The sequence below is a fragment of the Paracoccus sp. PAR01 genome (assembly GCF_014851995.1).
Lineage (GTDB): Bacteria > Pseudomonadota > Alphaproteobacteria > Rhodobacterales > Rhodobacteraceae > Paracoccus > Paracoccus litorisediminis.
On record NZ_JACVAW010000006.1, the window covers coordinates 183,237 to 200,435 of the forward strand.

At 63.3% G+C, this 17,199-nt stretch carries 16 protein-coding genes; 11 read left to right on the forward strand and 5 right to left on the reverse strand.

Going from position 1 to position 17,199, the window contains the following annotated elements:
- The first annotated feature begins 12 nt into the window (after window positions 1-12).
- The 3 genes from IB235_RS12355 to IB235_RS12365 all read left to right on the forward strand — a co-directional run bounded on the left by IB235_RS12355 (window position 13) and on the right by IB235_RS12365 (window position 3,213).
- Complete coding sequence (locus IB235_RS12355) at window positions 13-834, forward strand: EAL domain-containing protein (RefSeq protein ID WP_192336988.1); 822 nt, start codon at window positions 13-15, stop codon at window positions 832-834.
- 140 nt (window positions 835-974) lie between these two features.
- A complete protein-coding gene (locus IB235_RS25740; RefSeq protein ID WP_192336989.1) occupies window positions 975-2,288 on the forward strand; it encodes a calcium-binding protein in 1,314 nt (437 codons plus the stop codon).
- Between the two features lie 184 nt (window positions 2,289-2,472).
- On the forward strand, window positions 2,473-3,213 hold the full coding sequence (locus IB235_RS12365; RefSeq protein ID WP_192336990.1) for a response regulator: 741 nt from the start codon (window positions 2,473-2,475) through the stop codon (window positions 3,211-3,213).
- Here the strand turns inward: IB235_RS12365 and IB235_RS12370 are convergent.
- The gene (locus tag IB235_RS12370) at window positions 3,189-4,298 is read right to left on the reverse strand and encodes a sensor histidine kinase (RefSeq protein ID WP_192336991.1); all 1,110 of its coding nucleotides are present in this window, start codon (window positions 4,296-4,298) and stop codon (window positions 3,189-3,191) included. The genes IB235_RS12365 and IB235_RS12370 overlap by 25 nt on opposite strands.
- Entirely contained in the window at window positions 4,295-6,928 is a 2,634-nt protein-coding gene (locus tag IB235_RS12375; protein WP_192336992.1) for an ATP-binding protein, read from the reverse strand. Before IB235_RS12375 ends, IB235_RS12370 begins: the two co-directional genes overlap by 4 nt.
- A 235-nt stretch (window positions 6,929-7,163) precedes the next feature.
- On the opposite strand from IB235_RS12375, the gene fmdA reads away from it, so the two are divergent.
- The 6 genes from fmdA (at window position 7,164) to IB235_RS12415 (ending at window position 11,860) form a co-directional block, all read left to right on the forward strand.
- A complete protein-coding gene (fmdA, locus tag IB235_RS12380; RefSeq protein WP_192336993.1) occupies window positions 7,164-8,390 on the forward strand; it encodes a formamidase in 1,227 nt (408 codons plus the stop codon).
- Window positions 8,391-8,450: 60 nt separating this feature from the next.
- Window positions 8,451-8,963 (forward strand): AmiS/UreI family transporter, encoded by a 513-nt coding sequence (locus tag IB235_RS12385; protein WP_192336994.1) that lies wholly within the window; start codon window positions 8,451-8,453, stop codon window positions 8,961-8,963.
- Between the two features lie 11 nt (window positions 8,964-8,974).
- Window positions 8,975-9,271, forward strand: coding sequence for a zinc ribbon domain-containing protein (locus tag IB235_RS12390; RefSeq protein ID WP_192336995.1), 297 nt, complete (start codon window positions 8,975-8,977; stop codon window positions 9,269-9,271).
- A 473-nt stretch (window positions 9,272-9,744) separates the two neighbouring features.
- Window positions 9,745-10,038, forward strand: a complete 294-nt coding sequence (locus IB235_RS12400) for an FCD domain-containing protein (RefSeq protein WP_225612260.1) — start codon at window positions 9,745-9,747, stop codon at window positions 10,036-10,038.
- On the forward strand, window positions 10,031-10,696 hold the full coding sequence (locus tag IB235_RS12405) for an aminotransferase class I/II-fold pyridoxal phosphate-dependent enzyme (protein WP_192336997.1): 666 nt from the start codon (window positions 10,031-10,033) through the stop codon (window positions 10,694-10,696). Before IB235_RS12400 ends, IB235_RS12405 begins: the two co-directional genes overlap by 8 nt.
- 273 nt (window positions 10,697-10,969) lie before the next feature.
- Window positions 10,970-11,860, forward strand: coding sequence for an ABC transporter ATP-binding protein (locus tag IB235_RS12415; protein WP_304612854.1), 891 nt, complete (start codon window positions 10,970-10,972; stop codon window positions 11,858-11,860).
- Between the two features lie 5 nt (window positions 11,861-11,865).
- Here the strand turns inward: IB235_RS12415 and IB235_RS12420 are convergent, their stop codons facing one another.
- The 3 genes from IB235_RS12420 to IB235_RS12430 form a co-directional block, all read right to left on the reverse strand.
- Entirely contained in the window at window positions 11,866-13,239 is a 1,374-nt protein-coding gene (locus IB235_RS12420) for an APC family permease (protein ID WP_192336998.1), read from the reverse strand.
- A gap of 78 nt (window positions 13,240-13,317) precedes the next feature.
- Entirely contained in the window at window positions 13,318-14,289 is a 972-nt protein-coding gene (gene speB, locus IB235_RS12425; protein ID WP_155040941.1) for an agmatinase, read from the reverse strand.
- A gap of 116 nt (window positions 14,290-14,405) precedes the next feature.
- Window positions 14,406-15,332 carry a LysR family transcriptional regulator gene (locus IB235_RS12430; RefSeq protein ID WP_192336999.1) on the reverse strand — a complete coding sequence of 309 codons (927 nt, stop codon included), beginning with the start codon at window positions 15,330-15,332 and terminating at the stop codon, window positions 14,406-14,408.
- 216 nt (window positions 15,333-15,548) lie between these two features.
- Between IB235_RS12430 and IB235_RS12435 the strand changes: the two genes are divergently transcribed.
- Both IB235_RS12435 and IB235_RS12440 read left to right on the forward strand, forming a co-directional pair.
- Window positions 15,549-15,713: a hypothetical protein gene (locus tag IB235_RS12435; RefSeq protein ID WP_170297701.1), complete on the forward strand. Its 165-nt coding sequence runs from the start codon at window positions 15,549-15,551 to the stop codon at window positions 15,711-15,713.
- The gene (locus IB235_RS12440) at window positions 15,713-17,149 is read left to right on the forward strand and encodes a cytosine permease (RefSeq protein WP_192337000.1); all 1,437 of its coding nucleotides are present in this window, start codon (window positions 15,713-15,715) and stop codon (window positions 17,147-17,149) included. The genes IB235_RS12435 and IB235_RS12440 overlap by 1 nt, the downstream gene beginning before the upstream one ends.
- The last annotated feature ends 50 nt before the right edge of the window (window positions 17,150-17,199 follow it).

A 17,199-nucleotide genomic window follows, 5' to 3' on the forward strand; every position in this document is an offset into this window, starting at 1 on the left:
GAGGTGTTCGGCATGGACGATATGGACAAGACCGCAACGGGCGGTCCTGTGCTGCCGTCCCCGGACGATCGGCACCTCATCTCGGCGCTGGCCGAGGCGCTGCGCAAGGATCAATTGCTCATCCGCTATCAGCCCCAGATCCGGTTATCCGACGGGACCCTTGCCGGTTTCGAGGCGCTGGCCCGATGGTACAGCCCGGTGCTGGGCGAGGTCGAGCCCGACAGATTCGTCCCCATCGCCGAGGAACATGGCCTGATCGACGAAATCGGCATGTGGCTGCTGGACAAGGCGCTGTCCGACCTTGCGACCATCGACTCTCCCACGCCGGTGCGCGTGTCGGTCAATGTCTCGGTCATTCAATTGCGCCATTCCGGCTTTGCCGACCGCATTGCGCGGATTTTGGCACAGCGCGGTTTCCCCGCCCATCGCCTTGAACTGGAAATCACCGAAAGCAAATGCCTGCAGGATGAGGCCGCCACCTGCATCCGCTCCCTGCGGGAACTGGGCGTCGCGATTGCCATGGATGATTTTGGCGCGGGTTTCAGCAATCTCGCGGCACTGGGCAAGTTCGATTTCGACCGGCTGAAGCTTGACCGCAGCCTTCTGGGCGAGCTGTCGGGCACGGCAAAGGGCGAACAGATCATCGAATGGGCGGTGGCGATGGGCAAGGCGCTGGGACTGGAAGTCATCTCGGAAGGGGTCGAAACCGAGCAGCAGGCCGAGTTCCTGCGCCGGATCGGTTGCGACTATGCCCAGGGCTATCTTTACGCGCCCCCCTTGACCCTTCAGCAGGCCAAGGAATGGGCATCGACCATGGCAGATCATCACAACTGACCGGGACCGGCCACCGAGGGGCGGGTTTGTCTTGAACTCAGGCGCTGCGGCCTCCATCTTGCCCGCAACCTGCAGTTTTAGAGTATGTCTTTGTCATGGCGAAATTCATCATTAACGCGAAAGCCGGATTCGCCCGGGACATGACCTCGATCGCGTGGTCGAATAGGCTGGACTACGCGAAAACCTCGCAGCAGACGACCTCGTTGCGGCTGTTTGACAGCGCATCCGACTATGCGGTGCTTGGCGGGACGAAACTCAGCTATAGCGGGACGGGTATCGGGGCGCTGAAGTCGGGAACGATCACCTCGCTGCGCATTGTCTCGGCGGGCGTCACCGTGTTCGAGGCCACTGCGCTGTCGGTTTCGGCAGCCGGGCTTGCTCAGGCCTTCAAGTCGTTCAACGATCTGGCCTTCAGCCGCCTGCTTCTGGGCGGAAACGACGCCGTCACCGGCAGCGCCAGCAATGAGACGCTGGCGGGCTACGACGGTCACGACACGCTGAACGGCGGCGCCGGGAACGACAAGCTGTTCGGAGGCGCGGGCAATGACGTCCTGTTTGGCGGTGCCGGGGCGGATACGCTTCTGGGAGAGGGCGGCAACAACAAGCTTTATGGTGGCGACGACAACGACCTGCTGTACGGAAATGTCGGCGCGGACACCCTCAAGGGCGGTCAAGGGCACGACGCCCTTTATGGCGGTGCGGGCGCGGATCAACTTTGGGGCGAGGCCGGCAATGACACCATTTATTCGGGTATCGGCAACGACCGCGCCTATGGCGGCGCGGGTGCGGACACCATTTATGGCGAAGCCGGCAACGACCTGCTGTCCGGCGGCGATGCAGCCGACAAGCTAAGTGGCGGAGAGGGGAACGATTCCCTCGACGGCGGTGATGGAAACGATCTGCTTTACGGAGAGGCCGGTAATGACTCGCTGTTTGGCGGCACGGGTCACGACTGGCTGGGCGGTGGTATCGGCGCCGATACCCTGAACGGCGGAAGCGGCAATGATAAACTTTACGGAGAGGCGGGGGCCGACCGGCTGATCGGCGGCACCGGTCAGGATCTGCTGGAGGGTGGCGCGGATAACGACACGCTGATCGGCGGGACCGGTGCCGATACGCTGGTCGGTGGTGCCGGCGCGGATGTCTTCGTTTTCTACAGCACGGCGGAATCCACCGTTCTTGCTGCCGGGCTCGACCTGATCGTCGATTTCAGCTCGGCGCAGAATGACCGGATCGATCTTTCGGCCATCGATGCCGATATCGCCACGCGGGGCGATCAGGCCTTCACCCTGATCGGCAGTGACAAGTTCAGCGGCGATGCCGGGGAGCTGCGCTGGGTCCGCACCGCCGACGCCACCTTCGTCTATGGCGATGTGGACGGCGACGGCCGCGCCGATTTCACCATTCAGATCGGCAAGTCGATCAACCTGTCCGGCACGGATTTCGACCTGTAACGACTCATGTCGGGCGGCATTTCGCGGTGCTGCGGTCTGGAGGGTTTCGGAAACCGTGACTCTGCGGCTTTGCGCTTGGCAACCGCATCATCATCGCAAATCCAGTTCAGTCGGCTATTCGACGCCTCGACGGTTGGTTAATCTTCGGTCAGCATGGTTGCCGCCCTGCTGGCAAGGAGGAGGCATGACCCAAGCGACATTGCGGACCGATTCCACGAAGCAACGGATCCTGTTTGTCGAGGACGACCCCAGCCTTTGCGCCTTTCTGGGGCGGTATTTCGGCGAGGAAGGCTATCAGGTCGACATGTGCCATGACGGCGCAGGGCTGCGTCAGCTTCTGGCGCAGATGCGGTTCGATCTGGTGGTGATGGATGTCGGGCTGCCCGGTCGCGATGACGGCTATGCCCTTGCGCGCGAGATCAGGGGGCAACACAAGGGCGGGCTGTTGTTCCTGTCGGGACGGCAGGAGGCCATTGATCGCATTGTCGGGCTGGAGATCGGGGCCGACGATTTTCTGGTGAAGCCGTTCGAGCCGCGCGAATTGCTGGCGCGGGTGCGGGCGATCCTGCGCCGCCTGCCTGCCGAACCTGCAGCCCCGCCCCGCCCGGATCATCCGCGCATGGCCCATTTCGACGGATGGTCGCTGGATTTTGAATCGCGCATGCTGCGTGACGCGACGGGTCGGGTCCAGTCGCTGACGACACAGGAATTCAACCTGCTCAGTGCCCTAGCGCAACGACCGGGTCGGGTCCTCAGCCGCGATCAACTGCTTGATTTTGCGGCCAATCGAGACTGGTCGCCCTTTGACCGTTCGATCGACGTGATGATCGGCAAGATCCGCCGCAAGATCGGGGATACCGGACCGGAGCATCGCGTGATCCGCACCATTCGCGGGGCGGGTTACATGTTCTCGCCGTCCGGCTGAGTGGTTGCCGGCAGATCCAGCACCGCGCGCGCCCCGCCCTCGGGTGCGGTTCCGATCCGAAACGCGCCGCCAGCCGCCAGCGCCAGTTGCTGGATCATCGGCAGGCCCAGCCCCGTGCCCTTGGGCTTGGTGGTAAAGAAGGGATGCAGCGACTTCGCCTCAACCTCTGCGGACAGGCCCGGACCGTCGTCCTGAACGACCAGCCGGGCGTAATTGCCGCCCTGACGCAGCAAGGACAGCGTGACGATGACCCGCCCCCGGCCTTCGGTCGCGTCGCGTGCATTGATCAGCAGATTCACCACCGCAGTTTCAAGCATCGTGGGCGCGACCGGCACCAGAAGCGGAGCGTCGGGCAGGTCCACCGCAATCCTCATATCGACGCAAAGCGTATGCTGCATCATGCGGCAGGCCGTGGCGACAGGTTCGCGCAGGTCGATCGGCTCGGGCAGCGCTTGGCCGCTGCGGGTAAAATCGATCAGCCGCGCGACCAGCTCGGCCGCCGCACGGGCTGCCCGGTCGGCATCGTCGGCATAAGCCGCCAGCGCGTGGTCCGGGCCAAGCCGATCCAGAATGACCGAGACATTGGCCTGAATGACGGCAAGCATATTGTTGAAATCATGCGACAGCCCTGTCGCAAGGCGCGATGTCGCCTCAAGCTGGCGCAGGATGGCCAGATCCTGTTCCGCACGGGCCTTGTCCTCGCGCAGCGCCAGCACCTCGAAGCAGCGGTTCAGCGCCCGCATCAGCTCATCAAGGAAGAAGGGCTTGGACAGGTAATCATGCGCCCCTGCATGCATCGCCGCGACCGCGCTGTCGATCGAGGCATAGGCCGTCATGATGATGACCAGCAACTCGGGCCGCACTGCGCGCAGCCGCGCGGCCAACTGGGTCCCATCCTCATGGCGGATGCGAATGTCGACCAAGGCGATCATGGCCGGATTTTCCGTCAATTGCGCAAGGGCCGTGGCGCTGTCATGGGCAATCAGGCAGGTGATCCCCTCAAGCGCCAGCGCCCGCGCGGTCGAGACGGCGAAGTCGCGTTCATCATCGACGATAAGCACCTTGGGGCGCGGCGTCACGGTCATGACCTATCCCGGATCGACAGGCACATCGCAGTGCCGTCCGGACTGCTGCGCGCGATCCAGGCCTCGCCGCCATGCAACTGGGCCACGCGGCGGACCAGAGGCAGCCCCAGCCCGACGCCGGTATCGCGGGTCGAGAACAGCGGATCAAAGATCCGGGCCTGCAGATCGGTACGAATGCCCGGACCGTTATCGGCGACCTCGATTTCGGTGACACTGCCGCGACGCCGCGCGCTCAGCGTGATGCAGGGCGACCGACCAGCGGCCTCGGCGGCATGCAGGGCATTGTCGATCAGGTTGTGGACGGCGAATTGCAGCCGCGAGGGATCGCATTTCAACCGCATCCCCGCCGGAATCTGCATCCTGACAAAGCGCTGACCCGAGTGATCCGCGACGACGGCGTTCAGCCATGCCGGCAGGTCGATCGGGACGATCTCAGTTGCGCCCTGCCGGGCAAAGTCCAGCAGGATGTCGATGATGCGGCGACAGCGGCGGATGTTGCGCCGGATACGGTCCACATCCTCGGTAACCTCGGGACCAAGACCGGGGTGACGCGACAGCACCTCGACCGAGCTGGTGATGGTGCCAAGGGGGTTGCGCAATTCATGGCTGATCGTGGCGGCGACCTCGCCCACGGCGGCAAGGCGCTGGTTCAGCGCCAGTTCGCGCTGCGCCTGACCCAGCCGGGTCAGCGCGCCCAGCAGGTCATCTTCGGTCAGGCGCTTGCGTTCATTGGCCATGACCACCCAGATCGCCAGCAAGGCCAGCATCGGGACCGAGCCAAGAAAGAAATGCGTCACCAGCTGGCGGTCCTCAAGCAATGAGGAAAGATGTCGGGCGACCAGATAAAACCCGGCCAGCCCCGCCAACAGCGCCGCGAAAACCGCGGCGATTTGCCAGATCCGCTGCCAGATCCGTGGCGACACCCGATGCAGTCGCAGCCCGTCCGGGGTAACGGGGATCGACGGCGCAAGGCGTGGGCGCTTGCAGAAATCGCGGCAATGGGGTTCCAGGCTGCAACACAGCGAACAGATCGGGCGCTCGTAAAATGTGCAATAGGCCATGTCGCGGATTTCATAGCCGTGGCTGCAAATGGCGCAATCGCAGCGCTCGATTGGGCCGAAATCATGCGGCTCACGCGCGAAATAGACCGACTTTCCCTTGACGATCCCCACCGCCGAGGCGGTCAGCATCGCGACGACAAAAGCGATCGGCGGGGCCCAGGCCTGCAGCATCGGCCCGCCCAGCCCCAGCAAAAGCCCGATGCCGATCACCCCGCCGACGACGATGCCGCTGCACCCGACCGGGTTAAAATCCGGCAGATAGGCGCGCTTGAATTCGATCCGCTTCGGGCTGCGGCCCAGCGGTTTCAGGATCACCAGATCGGCAAAGATCGTCCCCAGCCAAGCCAGCGCCAGATTGGCATAGATGGCCAGAACCGCCTCGAGCGTGGAAAAGACCCCCATCAGCATCAGCGCACAGCTGACCGTGATGTGAAAGATTAGCCAGACCAGCCGCCCCGGATGATATCGCGTCACCCGCAGAAAGAAGTTCGACTGCGCCAGCGACCCGGCATAGGCGTTGGTCACATTGATCTTGATCTGCGCCAGCAGGATATAGACGGTCGCCACCGCCAGCGCGACGGCGGGGCTGAACAGATGCTGATAGGCCTGCCAGAACATGCCGATCGGCTCCAACGCGAAATCCGCGGCCATGCCATCGCCAAGTGCCAGCGTCACCAGAAAGCTGCCCATCAGCACCTTGGTGCCGCCGATCAGGATCCATCCCGGTCCGGCCAGGATCAGGGCCGACCACCAGCGCAAGGCGGGGGTGGTTTCCTTTGGCGGCAGGAAGCGCAGGTAATCGACCTGCTCTCCGATCTGCAATGTCAGCGCACAAAGCACGCCGATCGCCCCGCCCAGCGACAGCCAGCCTAGCGTCGGCCCGGTCGCATCCAGCCAGCTGCGCATCTCTTGCGGTTCCAGGATCGCGATCGCCGCGAACGGCATCAGGCCCAGCACGATCCAAGGGATCTGCGTCACCATCTGAAAGCGCGAAATCGCCGTCATCCCCCGCACTGCAAAGGGCAGGATCACCAGCGTCGAGAGCAGATATCCCACCGGCAAAGGCAATCCGGTGCTGACCGAAAGCGCCTGCGCGATGATGACGCCTTCAAGCGCAAAGAAGATGATTGTGTAGGTCGCATAGATCAGCGAGGTGATGGACGACCCGATATAGCCAAAGCCCGCCCCGCGCGTCAGCAGGTCCATGTCCACATTCGACCGGGCGGCGTGATAGGCGATGGGCAGGCTGGTCACAAAGATGAAAACCGAGACCAGCAGCACCGCAATGACCGTCGTATGCACCCCCCATGACAGGGTCAGCGCCGCGCCGATGGCCTCCAGCGCCAGAAAGGAAATGCCGCCAAGCGCGGTATTGGCAATGGTGAAGGGGTTCCAGCGGCGGTGGTTCACCGGGGCATAGCGCAGGGCGTAATCCTCGATGGTCTCGTCGGCGACCCAGGATTGATAGCTGCGCTCTTCGGGTTCGAAACCGGGAAAGGCCGCCCGGGCGGCGGGCAAAGGAACACCTCCGCGCAGGTCTGCACCTGCCTCGGCAACCGACTTGTCCATGACCCTCCCCCCGGGTGTCGCGGGCGATCGGGCCACACGATGACAGCGATCCTAGAAGCGATTGCTGGTCCTGTGAATTCCCATTGTCGATGGTGTGACAGCCCAGGTTACAAGACGCTTACACAGTTTTACAAACTTCGCCCGGTCAAAGGGCATGGCGGTTACATGGCCCGATGACCTTGGTTCCGGGTAGGCCCGCAACGCGCTGGCCCGTCCGACGGACAGGGAGGGTAGAATGTCCAGAACCGTTTTCGAAGTCGATCTGAAAAGGGCACCCGAAGAAGCCGCACAGAAGCCGCATAACCGCTGGCATCCCGACATCCCGATGGTCGAGAGCTTCAAGCCCGGCGAGGTGCTGCGCGTCGAATGCTATGACTGGACCGGGGGCCAGATCGGCAACAACGACAGCGCCAACGATATTCGCGATGCCGACCTGACGCGGGTGCATTACCTGTCCGGTCCCTTCGCCTTCGAGGGTGCCGAGCCGGGCGATCTGCTGGTCGTCGACATTCTGGATATCGGCGCGCTGCCGGAGTCCAGATGGGGTTTCAACGGCCTGTTTGCCAAGGAAAACGGCGGCGGCTTTCTGACCGAGCATTATCCCCATGCGTCGAAATCGATCTGGGATTTCGAAGGCATCTACACCACCTCGCGCCATATTCCGGGCGTGCGCTATCCGGGGCTGATCCATCCCGGCCTGATCGGCTGTCTGCCCGATCACAAACTGCTGGCCGAAGCGAACCGCCGCGAGGCCGCTCTGATCGCCACGAATCCGACCCGCGTGCCACCGCTGGCCAACCCGCCTTACGGCCCCACCTCGCTGATGGGGTCGATGTCGGGCAACGCGGCCGATGCCGCCGCCAAAGAGGCCTGGCGCACCGTGCCGCCGCGCGAACATGGCGGCAATTGCGACATCAAGAACCTGTCGCGCGGCTCCAAGGTCTACTTCCCCGTCTATGTGAAGGGCGGCGGTCTCTCGATGGGTGACATCCACTTCAGCCAGGGCGACGGCGAAATCACCTTCTGCGGTGCCATCGAAATGGCCGGCTGGATCGAGATCAAGGTCGAGATCATCAAGGACGGCATGAACAAATACGGCGTGCAGAACCCGATCTTCCGCCCGTCGCCGATCGACCCGCATTTCGACGATTACCTGATCTTCCAGGGGATCTCGGTCGATGAGCATACGGGCGAGCAATACTATCTGGACGCCCATGTCGCCTATCGTCGCGCCTGCCTTAACGCCATCGAATACCTCAAGAAATTCGGATATTCGGGCGAACAGGCCTATATGATCCTTGGAACCGCCCCGGTCGAGGGGCGCATCGCCGGCATCGTCGACATTCCCAACGTCTGCGCAACGCTGGCCATCCCGACGGGGATTTTCGACTTCGACATCCGCCCGAATGGCGACGGGCCCAAGCGCATGGTCCCGGAAACGCCCTGGGCCAAGACCAGCTGAACCTTCCCTCCCCACCTCCGCCCCCGGCTTCTCGGGGGCGGCTCTTTCAGGAGAGTCACCATGATGCTTGGATTTCTGCTGCTTTGGGTGGGCGCGGTCCTGTTTCTGAACGGGCTTTGGCTGCTGGGCAAGATCGAAGACCGCGAGATCGTGGTCATCAACATCGTCTCGGGGCTGGTGGCTGCGGGTGTCGTGATCAAGTCGGTCTTCGGCACGGCTGCCGATGCTGAATCGATCCGGGCGGGCGCGCTGACCCTGCTGTTCGCCACCACCTATTTCTGGATTGCCCATAACCGCGTGACCGGGGTCGACGGGCGAGGGCTGGGCTGGTTCAGCCTGTTCGTCGCCATCACCCTGATCCCGGTGATCCTCAAGGCCTATGCCGGGATCGGGGCGGGCGGCAGCTTCTGGCTGGCGACCAATTGGCTGATCTGGGCCGCGTTGTGGTTCATGTACTTCCTGCTTCTGGCGCTGGGACGCCCGATCTTAAAGGCAACCGCATGGGCCACGCTTGTCGCCGGCATCGTGACCGGCTGGCTGCCCGGCATGCTGCTGCTTGATGGAATGATGTGAAAGGAACGGCCATGCCCGTCTATGATTTCAACTGCTCCGACCACGGCATCTTTTCGGACTGGATGAGCTATGATGCCAGCCGCCAAGGCGCGCCCTGCCCCGATTGCGGCGGCATTTGCGCCGTGCTGCCCTCGATCCCGCAGATCAGCACCATGTCCAGCGCCCTGCGCCGCGCCGAAAGCCGCGCGGATGCCAGTTCCTCCGAGCCGAAGGTGATGAAGCGCGGTCACCTGCCCACATGCGGCTGCAACATGTGCAAGAAAGCCGCGCCGCCAACCTCTCGGCGCTGGATGCTGGGCACCTGCTAAGGGCAGGCCCGACCGGCGTCCAGCCATCTGAAGGGCCGGGTTTCGCTTTCGCATCAAACAATGTCAGACATCGTTATTGGCTTTGTCTGACATGATTTCATGATCTGGCCATGGAATCGACACACGAAACAGCCGACACGGATAAGCAGCGCACCGTACTTGAAGCGGTCGCAGAGATGATCGTCGAACATGGCACCGACATAGGAGAGCGCCTGCCCCGGAACTGGATCTGGCACGCGATCTGGGCGTGGCATGTTCGACCGTGCGCGAGGCCTTGAAGACATGGCAGGGCATGGGGGTCGTGTCGCGCAACAAGGGCGCGGGGACGGTCCTTCGTGTGCCCATTTCCGGCAAGTCGATGCAAGTCAGACGCCCGATCGAGGCCGAGGCCTGCAGGCTGGCCGCGCTTCGGGCAAATGACCGACAACGCGCGGAAATCATCCACCGGGCCTACGTGCTGATCGACGCGCTAGATGCGGGTGACGACTGGCGGCCAAAGATCACAGCTTTCATCATGCGATCCACGATGCTGCAGGACCCCCCTGTTCCGGCAATTGGTGTATCAGCTGCAGCACGCATTTCACACGGTCTATCGCGACCCGATCGGAGCACCGCAGCTTGGGACCTCTTCGCTTCGGCTGCATCTGCCGCTGGCCGAGGCGATCCGCGACGGCCATTCAGACCGGGCAGTGGCGCTGATGAACGAGATCATCGACCTCGTGGCCGAGGAAACCAGGATCAGAGTTGGAGAGCTGTCGCATGAATGAACTGGCCATCGAAACCCTGTTGGCGCAGACGCATGGCGGGGCCGAAGGCTCGGTGACGCCGCCGATCTATCAGTCCTCGCTGTTCACATTCGACGATTTTGCCGCCTTCGAGGCCCGCATGTCCGGTCAGGGCAGCCGGACGCTGTATTCCCGTGTGCAGACCCCGACGGCCGCCGCCTTCGAACAGATGATGGCCCGGTTGGAAAACGGTGCGGCGGCGGTGGGCTTTGCCTCGGGGATGGTCGCGATTTCCTCGACGATCTTTGCGCTTGTCCGACCCGGCGATCGTATCGCCTGTATCGAGCATGTCTATCCCGATGCCTACCGCCTGTTCGAACAGATGCTGCGGCCTTGGGGAGTCGAGATCACCTATCACCCGATGACCGCGTTCAATAGCGACCCCGATTTGCTCAGCGGTGTGCGGCTGGCCTATCTGGAAAGCCCGAATTCGATGATGATGCAGGTCATGGACCTGCGTCGGACGGCGGAACATGCCAAGCGCCACGGCACGCTGACGGTCGTGGACAACAGCTGGGCCACGCCGGTTTTCCAGCGACCGCTGGAACTGGGCATCGATCTGGTGCTGCATTCGGCCTCGAAATACATTTCGGAGCATTCCGACACGGTCCGCGCGTCGTCGTCTCGACCGATGAGCTGATTGGCCAGATCCGCGCACTGACGCTGCCGCTGTTCGAGGCATGACTGCTGCATCGCGGCCTGCGCACCTTGCCCGCCCGGATGCGCGAGCACCAGCGCACCGCTGACATCTTTGTCGATCGGCTGAGCGAGCGCCCCGAGGTGACGCGGGTTCATTCCCCCGGCCCCAATGCCGTGCCGGAGCTGACCAGCCGTTCGGGCGATGTCGATCGAGCTAAATGCGCGCATCGACATCCCGAAACTGGCCAATACGCTGTAGCGGCAAGTCGCGGGACTGGAGCCGATCAGCGATGGCGAATTCACCATCGACGGCGAGATCATGAACGAGGTGCGTCCCCGCGACCGCGACATCGCGATGGTGTTTCAAAGCTATGCGCTGTACCCGCATATGTCAGTTGGCCGGAACATGGGCTTCTCGATGGAGATCCGCCGCACGCCCGAGGCCCAGCGACGCGGGCCGGTCCTGGCCGTGGCCCGGACGCTGGGGCTGGACAAGCTGCTTGATCGCCTTCCTCGGGCACTGTCCGGCGGGCAGCGGCAGCGCGTCGCCATGGGCCGGGCCATCGTTCGCAGCCCCAAGGCGTTCCTGTTCGATGAACCCCTGTCCAATCTGGACGCCGCCCTACGGGTCGAAATGCGGCTTGAGATCGCACGCCTGCACCAGCGGCTGGATGCGACGATGATCTATGTGACCCATGATCAGGTCGAGGCGATGACGCTGGCCGACCGTATCGTGGTTCTGAATGCGGGCGAAATCCAGCAGGTCGGCACGCCGTTGGAGCTTTACGAACGGCCCGCCAATCTGTTTGTCGCGCGCTTCATCGGCTCACCCACGATGAACATCCTTGACGTGACCCCCGGCGCGGGCGGATTGCAGCTGAAGAACAACATGACATTGCGCGGACCGTCGCAGGCCAGCCATGTCGGCATCCGCCCCGAACATCTGGACATCGCCGCGCGCGGAGCCGGCGATGTCGATGCCGAGGTGCTGCTGGTCGAGCGGCTGGGCTCGGACACCAATGTCTACACCTCGGTCGAGCAGGTCGGCCCGATACTGGCGCGCCTCAATGGCAATGTGGCGCTGCAGCCGGGCGAACCAATCGCGCTGCGCTTTGACCCCGGGCACATGCATTTCTTTGCCCAGTCGGGTCGCGCGCTGGTGTAGTCGAACTACCCCGCGCGACGCCACAGCTTCGACAGCGCCCATGCCAGCAGGGCAATCCCGGCAAGGACCAATTCTCCGATCAGGAAATCCCGCGTCTGGGTCAGCAGCGCATAGCCGGTGAAAGCGATCACGATCAGCGGGGCAAGCGGCCAGAACGGCATGCGGAAGGGGCGCTTGATCGCCGGATGTGCGATGCGGCTGAAAAGGGCGGCGACGGCGACGAAGAAATAGACGGTGGCGATCATCGTGCCCGCGAACATGATCAGCCAGTCAAGGCTGGACATCCCGATCAGGAAGACCGAGGGCACCAGCAGCGCCGCGACCGCCCATCCGGGCGAACTGAACCGGTTCAGCTGCGCCAGCCGGGCATTGACCGCCTGCGGCCACAGCCCGTCGCGGGCCGAGGCAAAGACCCCGCGTGCGAAATACATCTGCAAGGTCAGCGCGGCGTTGAACAGCGCGGCGATAACGCCGATATCCAGAATCGTGCTGGCCCATGGGCCAAGCGCGCTTTCGACGGCATAGACGATCGGCGCGTCGGATTGCAGGAAGGCCGTCAGATCCGGCGCGGCAATCACGCCCGCGATCAGCGGCACCGTGATCAGGACCGAGGCCAGAATGGCGGCATAGATCACCGATCTGCCGATATCGGCCGCGCCGCCCACCAGTTCCTCGACAAAACCGCAAACCGCGTCATAGCCGTTCAGCACGTTGAAGGCCGGGGCCAGCGTCGCCAGCGCCATGCCAATCGTCACCGCGACAAGCTGGCCATCGCTGATTGCGACGGGATGCAGCACGATGTCGACCGGGTTCTGCGCGGGCGCGATCACCGCCGCCAGCACGATCAGCCCGACCACGACCAGTTGCACGATCAGGATGGCGATATTCACCCTTGCGCCGATCTCGACCTTGGTGATGGCGATGCCGCCCGAAATCACCAGAAGCGCAAAGGCAATGACCTCGTTCGGTACGGTCAGGCCGGGCATCAGGTGTTTCAGAAAGATCGGGATGCCCAGCAGCAGCGAGGCCGGGATGACGATGCCCTGCGTCACGAAATTGAACAGCGTGATCCATGCCAGCGGCTCGGGCAACACGCTACGCACCATCGAATAGGACCCTCCGGTCGAGGGATAGGTCGAGGCCAATTCCCCAAGGCACATGGCGATCAGGATGACGACGACGCTTAGGATCAGCATCGCGCCCGCGGCAAAGGTGCCGCCGACCTGAAACACGCCGCCCGACAGCAGCAGCACCGCCATCGCGGGCGAGGCATCGGCCATGGCAAGGCAGACGACATGGCTGACCTTCAGACGCCGTCGCAACTCATGGGGGGCTGCGGGGGCCGGGCGGCTGCCGGCAAGGGTATCCTGTGCTGTCATGGTGAATGTGCCTCCTCACATTGCCGATGCCCGCCGCCCGCTTGGCGGGCGGGGCGTCTGTTCAAGCTGTCCTTGTGGTCAGCGCTTGCTGCGTTCGTGGAAAACGAAGCCAAGGAAGTTCAGCAGGACTTGCGCGGCCAGAATGGCCGTGCCGCCGGTGGGGTCGTAATCGGGCGCGACCTCGACCAGATCAATGCCCACGACCTCGTTGCGACGGGCCAGTTCCTGCAGCATCTCCAGCACTTCGTAATAGACGAAGCCGCCATGCGAGGGCGTGCCGGTCCCCGGCGCGATCGAGGGGCAGAAGGCGTCGATATCCAGCGTGACATAGACCCGCGCATCCTTGGGAATACGATCGATCACCGCCTTTGGCCCCAGCGCCCGCATCTGCCGCACCGACAGAATATCCGAACCCATGCGGCGGGCATCCTCATAACCTTCCTTGGCAGTCGACGAGACATTGCGGATACCGACCTGCGTCAGCCCGGTGACATAGGACTTTTCCGCCGCGCGGCGCATCGGGTTGCCATGGCCGTTGCGGACGCCGTGGCGTTCGTCGACGAAATCCAGATGCGCGTCGATCTGCAGGATATGGATGTCGCCCTGCCCCTCGAAGGCGTCGATGCAGGGAATATTGATCGAGTGATCGCCGCCGATCACAACCGGAAAGGCCCCGGCATCAAGGATCGCCTTGACCCCTGCCTTGATATTGGCGTGGCTTTTCACCGTGTCGGTATGGACGATATCGGCGTCACCGATATCCACGATGCGCACATCCGCGCCCAGATAGGTGCAGTCATCCTCGTGATCGTAAGCCCCGGCATGGCCAAAGCTGAACAGCGTCGAGGCCTCGCGCAGCGCCCGTGGCCCAAAGCGCGCGCCCGCGCGGAACTGGGTGCCGAAATCAAAGGGCGCGCCCAGCACGGCGACATCGGCGTCGATCTGGGACCAATCCGCAACATAGGGGCGCTTGCCAAAGGTCGAGATGCCGACGAACGGCAGGTTCAGGCGGCCGCTGGCATAGCCGTGCGAGGACGAGGTGTCGTGCATATCAATCGCTCCGATGGGACATGGGCCGGCTGGTACCGGTTCACGTCGATTATCGGCCGCGAGTTTCTTCGATATATCCCATATTATTGATCATTGCTTCGGGATTTCGGATGTGATCAGGCGCCCGCCATATCGCATTCGCGCGCAATCAGATCGGCCAGCAGCAGGGCGGTGCGGTTGCGACGTCCGGGGCTGAAGGCGATGTGGAAGATGTCGTCGAAATACAGCCGTTCAGGGGCAATCGCGCGCAACTGTCCTTCGCGCGCCGGGATTGCCGCGAAATGGTCCGGCAGAAAACCGATGAAGGCCCCCGACAGCAGCAAGGTCAGCGTACCCTCCATATGGGCGGTTTGCGCGCTCCATTGGAAATCGATGCCGCAGATCCGCTCATCCGGCATATAGGTCCGCCCGGCAAAGGCCTGTCTGGCCAGCTCCGCATCGGTGATCCCACCGTCGGGACGCCCGAAAAGCGGGTGCTTTTGGCCGCAGTAAAGAAACTGCCGCTCGGAAAAGGCGCGCCGCGAGTCGAGCCCCGGCAAGGCATCGCGGACCGGCAGAAGCGCTACCTCGTATCGTCGTGTCAGCAGGCCTTGCGCCAACGCCTGCGGCGGCGCGATGTCGATATCAAGGCTGACCTTGGGCGCAGACTGGTGAAAGGCGCCGATGGCGCGATCAAGCCCCAGCGCCCGGTTGGTCACCATGGCATCTACCGTGCCGAAATTCAGCCGTCCGGTCAGTTCACCGCGCACATCGCCGATTGCGGTGCCAAAGCTTTCGATCGCGCCGAACAGGTCCAGCATCGCGCCATGCACCTGCCGCCCCTGCTCGGTCAGGTAGAACCCGGCACGGCCCCTTTCGCATAGCCGCAGCCCGAGGCGTTCCTCAAGATGCCGCATCTGCTGCGAGATCGTCGCCTGGCTCATCCCCAGACTGATCTGTGCTGCGGAAAAGCCGTTGCAGCGGACGATCTCGGCAAAGATCCGCAAAAGTTTCAGGTCGATATCGGTGAAGGACGGGCGCCCAAGGCCGGATTTCTGCTGCATTACATTAGAATTACCTGAAGTGAATATAATGAAACAGATATTTTCTAAACAATCGGCTGGCCGTTTCATCCAAGGGTGCGACGCTTTCCGGGGCCGGATCGCCCCAATGGACAGCAGGCATTCGCGCGGTCCGGGGCCACCAAGCCAGATCAGGACGTCCCGTGCCCGCATCTCAGAACATCGAAGGGAAAAACCTTCGCAACGGGGAGTATGGCCATGTCGACAGCATGGGACGACGAGATCGAAAGACGCATCCGCGTCTATGAGGAATTGGAACAGAACGGCGGGATCGCGGGGCGGCTGGGCATGGTGGATTACACCGCGCTGGTCGCCATGGTCGTGGTTCTGGCTGGCGGGTTCTGGGCGTGGGGGGGCATCTGATGGCCGCAACCGAGGACCGGGACTATCGCCTTGCGGCGGAACGCGGCGACCTGCCGCTGCTGCCCTCAGAGCGGCTGTGGGGGTTCTGGGAATTCACCTATGCCAATTCCGCGCTGGCCATCGCGACCTGGGCTTTTCTGATCGGCGGGGCGGTCGGGCTGTTCGTCGGCCCGCGCGAAGGGATCGCCGCCATCGTCATCGGCAACGTGATCGGCGTCGCCATCACTGCGCTTGCGACCTGCGTGGCGACCGGGCGCTACGGGCTGGAACAATTCGTCTTTCTGCGCAGCGCCTTTGGCGGCAATGGCAGCAGGCTGGTCTATGTCTTGGCGGTGATCGTCCTGACCATGGGCTGGCTTGCGGTGCTGGGGCTGATGTTCGGGCGCTCGATCAGCGGGCTTGGCGCGCTGATAGAAGGCGGCGATCCGGCGGCCGCGACCTCGGGCGGCGCGGTCACGATTGCCGGGGTGGGTGCGATCCTGCTGACATGGTTCATCGTGGCCAAGGGGCCAACCTCGATCAAATTCTTTAACATGATCGTCTCGCCCGCCTTGGTCATCCTGATGATCGTGATGATGTGGCTGATCCTGTCCGAGCGGTCCTTTACCGAGCTGATGAACCTGCCGCCGCTCGACCCGCCCTTTGACAGCCGCGCGGCCAATTTCATGGTCGCGGTCGAGGTGAATATCGCCGCAGGCATGTCGTGGTGGCCCTATATCGGCAACCTTGCGCGGCTGACCCGCAATGAGCGTGTCGCTGTCTGGCCGAACCTGATCGGCATCTTTGCGGCGGCGGCCTTGGGCGAGGTCGTCGGATTGCTGGCCGCCGTGGCGCTGGGGAATAGCGATCCCACGATCTGGATGGCGCAGATTGGTGGCGTGGCGGTGGGTGTCATAGCGCTGGGTTTCGTGGCCTTCGCCAATATCACCAGCATGGCGAACATCCTTTACACCTCGGTCATCGGTTTGCGGCAGGTCAGCACCGACGCGATCCGCCGCCTGCGCTGGGAGGCGCTGTGCCTGATTTTCTGCCTGATCCCGCTGGGCTTGGTTCTGTTCACGCCCGGCGTCTATGACGGGTTCTTCCGCTTCCTCGTCTGGACCTCGGCGCTGAACAGCGCGCTGGCGGGGATCGGTCTGGCCGATTACTTCTATCTGCGCCGCCAACGCCTTGATATGCGCGCGCTATTCACCCCCGGACATGACCACACCTATGGTTTCTGGCGCGGCTATAACCCGGCGGGGCTGATCGCACTGGCGGTGGGCGTTCTGGTCTATGTGGTGATCTTCAACCCGCAGACGCTGGACCATTTGCCGGTCTTTGTCTGGCTGAGTGCCTCGATCCCGTCCTGCGTGGCGGCGGCGCTGGTTCATGTCGCGCTGACGAAGGCTATCACGCAGCCGCGCGGCTGGGGCGGCTATCCGCGCAAACCCTGAACCGATCCGCCGCCCGCCCCGATGCGGCGGGCGGCGGCATCGCATTCCCA

Coding starts and splice junctions, on each gene's coding strand:
- IB235_RS12355 (WP_192336988.1), top strand. CDS start 13: ATGGACGATATGGACAAGACCGCAACGGGCGGTCCTGTGCTGCCGTCC.
- IB235_RS25740 (WP_192336989.1), top strand. CDS start 975: ATGACCTCGATCGCGTGGTCGAATAGGCTGGACTACGCGAAAACCTCG.
- IB235_RS12365 (WP_192336990.1), top strand. CDS start 2,473: ATGACCCAAGCGACATTGCGGACCGATTCCACGAAGCAACGGATCCTG.
- IB235_RS12370 (WP_192336991.1), bottom strand. CDS start 4,298: ATGACCGTGACGCCGCGCCCCAAGGTGCTTATCGTCGATGATGAACGC.
- IB235_RS12375 (WP_192336992.1), bottom strand. CDS start 6,928: ATGGACAAGTCGGTTGCCGAGGCAGGTGCAGACCTGCGCGGAGGTGTT.
- fmdA (WP_192336993.1), top strand. CDS start 7,164: ATGTCCAGAACCGTTTTCGAAGTCGATCTGAAAAGGGCACCCGAAGAA.
- IB235_RS12385 (WP_192336994.1), top strand. CDS start 8,451: ATGATGCTTGGATTTCTGCTGCTTTGGGTGGGCGCGGTCCTGTTTCTG.
- IB235_RS12390 (WP_192336995.1), top strand. CDS start 8,975: ATGCCCGTCTATGATTTCAACTGCTCCGACCACGGCATCTTTTCGGAC.
- IB235_RS12400 (WP_225612260.1), top strand. CDS start 9,745: ATGCGGGTGACGACTGGCGGCCAAAGATCACAGCTTTCATCATGCGAT.
- IB235_RS12405 (WP_192336997.1), top strand. CDS start 10,031: ATGAATGAACTGGCCATCGAAACCCTGTTGGCGCAGACGCATGGCGGG.
- IB235_RS12420 (WP_192336998.1), bottom strand. CDS start 13,239: ATGACAGCACAGGATACCCTTGCCGGCAGCCGCCCGGCCCCCGCAGCC.
- speB (WP_155040941.1), bottom strand. CDS start 14,289: ATGCACGACACCTCGTCCTCGCACGGCTATGCCAGCGGCCGCCTGAAC.
- IB235_RS12430 (WP_192336999.1), bottom strand. CDS start 15,332: ATGCAGCAGAAATCCGGCCTTGGGCGCCCGTCCTTCACCGATATCGAC.
- IB235_RS12435 (WP_170297701.1), top strand. CDS start 15,549: ATGTCGACAGCATGGGACGACGAGATCGAAAGACGCATCCGCGTCTAT.
- IB235_RS12440 (WP_192337000.1), top strand. CDS start 15,713: ATGGCCGCAACCGAGGACCGGGACTATCGCCTTGCGGCGGAACGCGGC.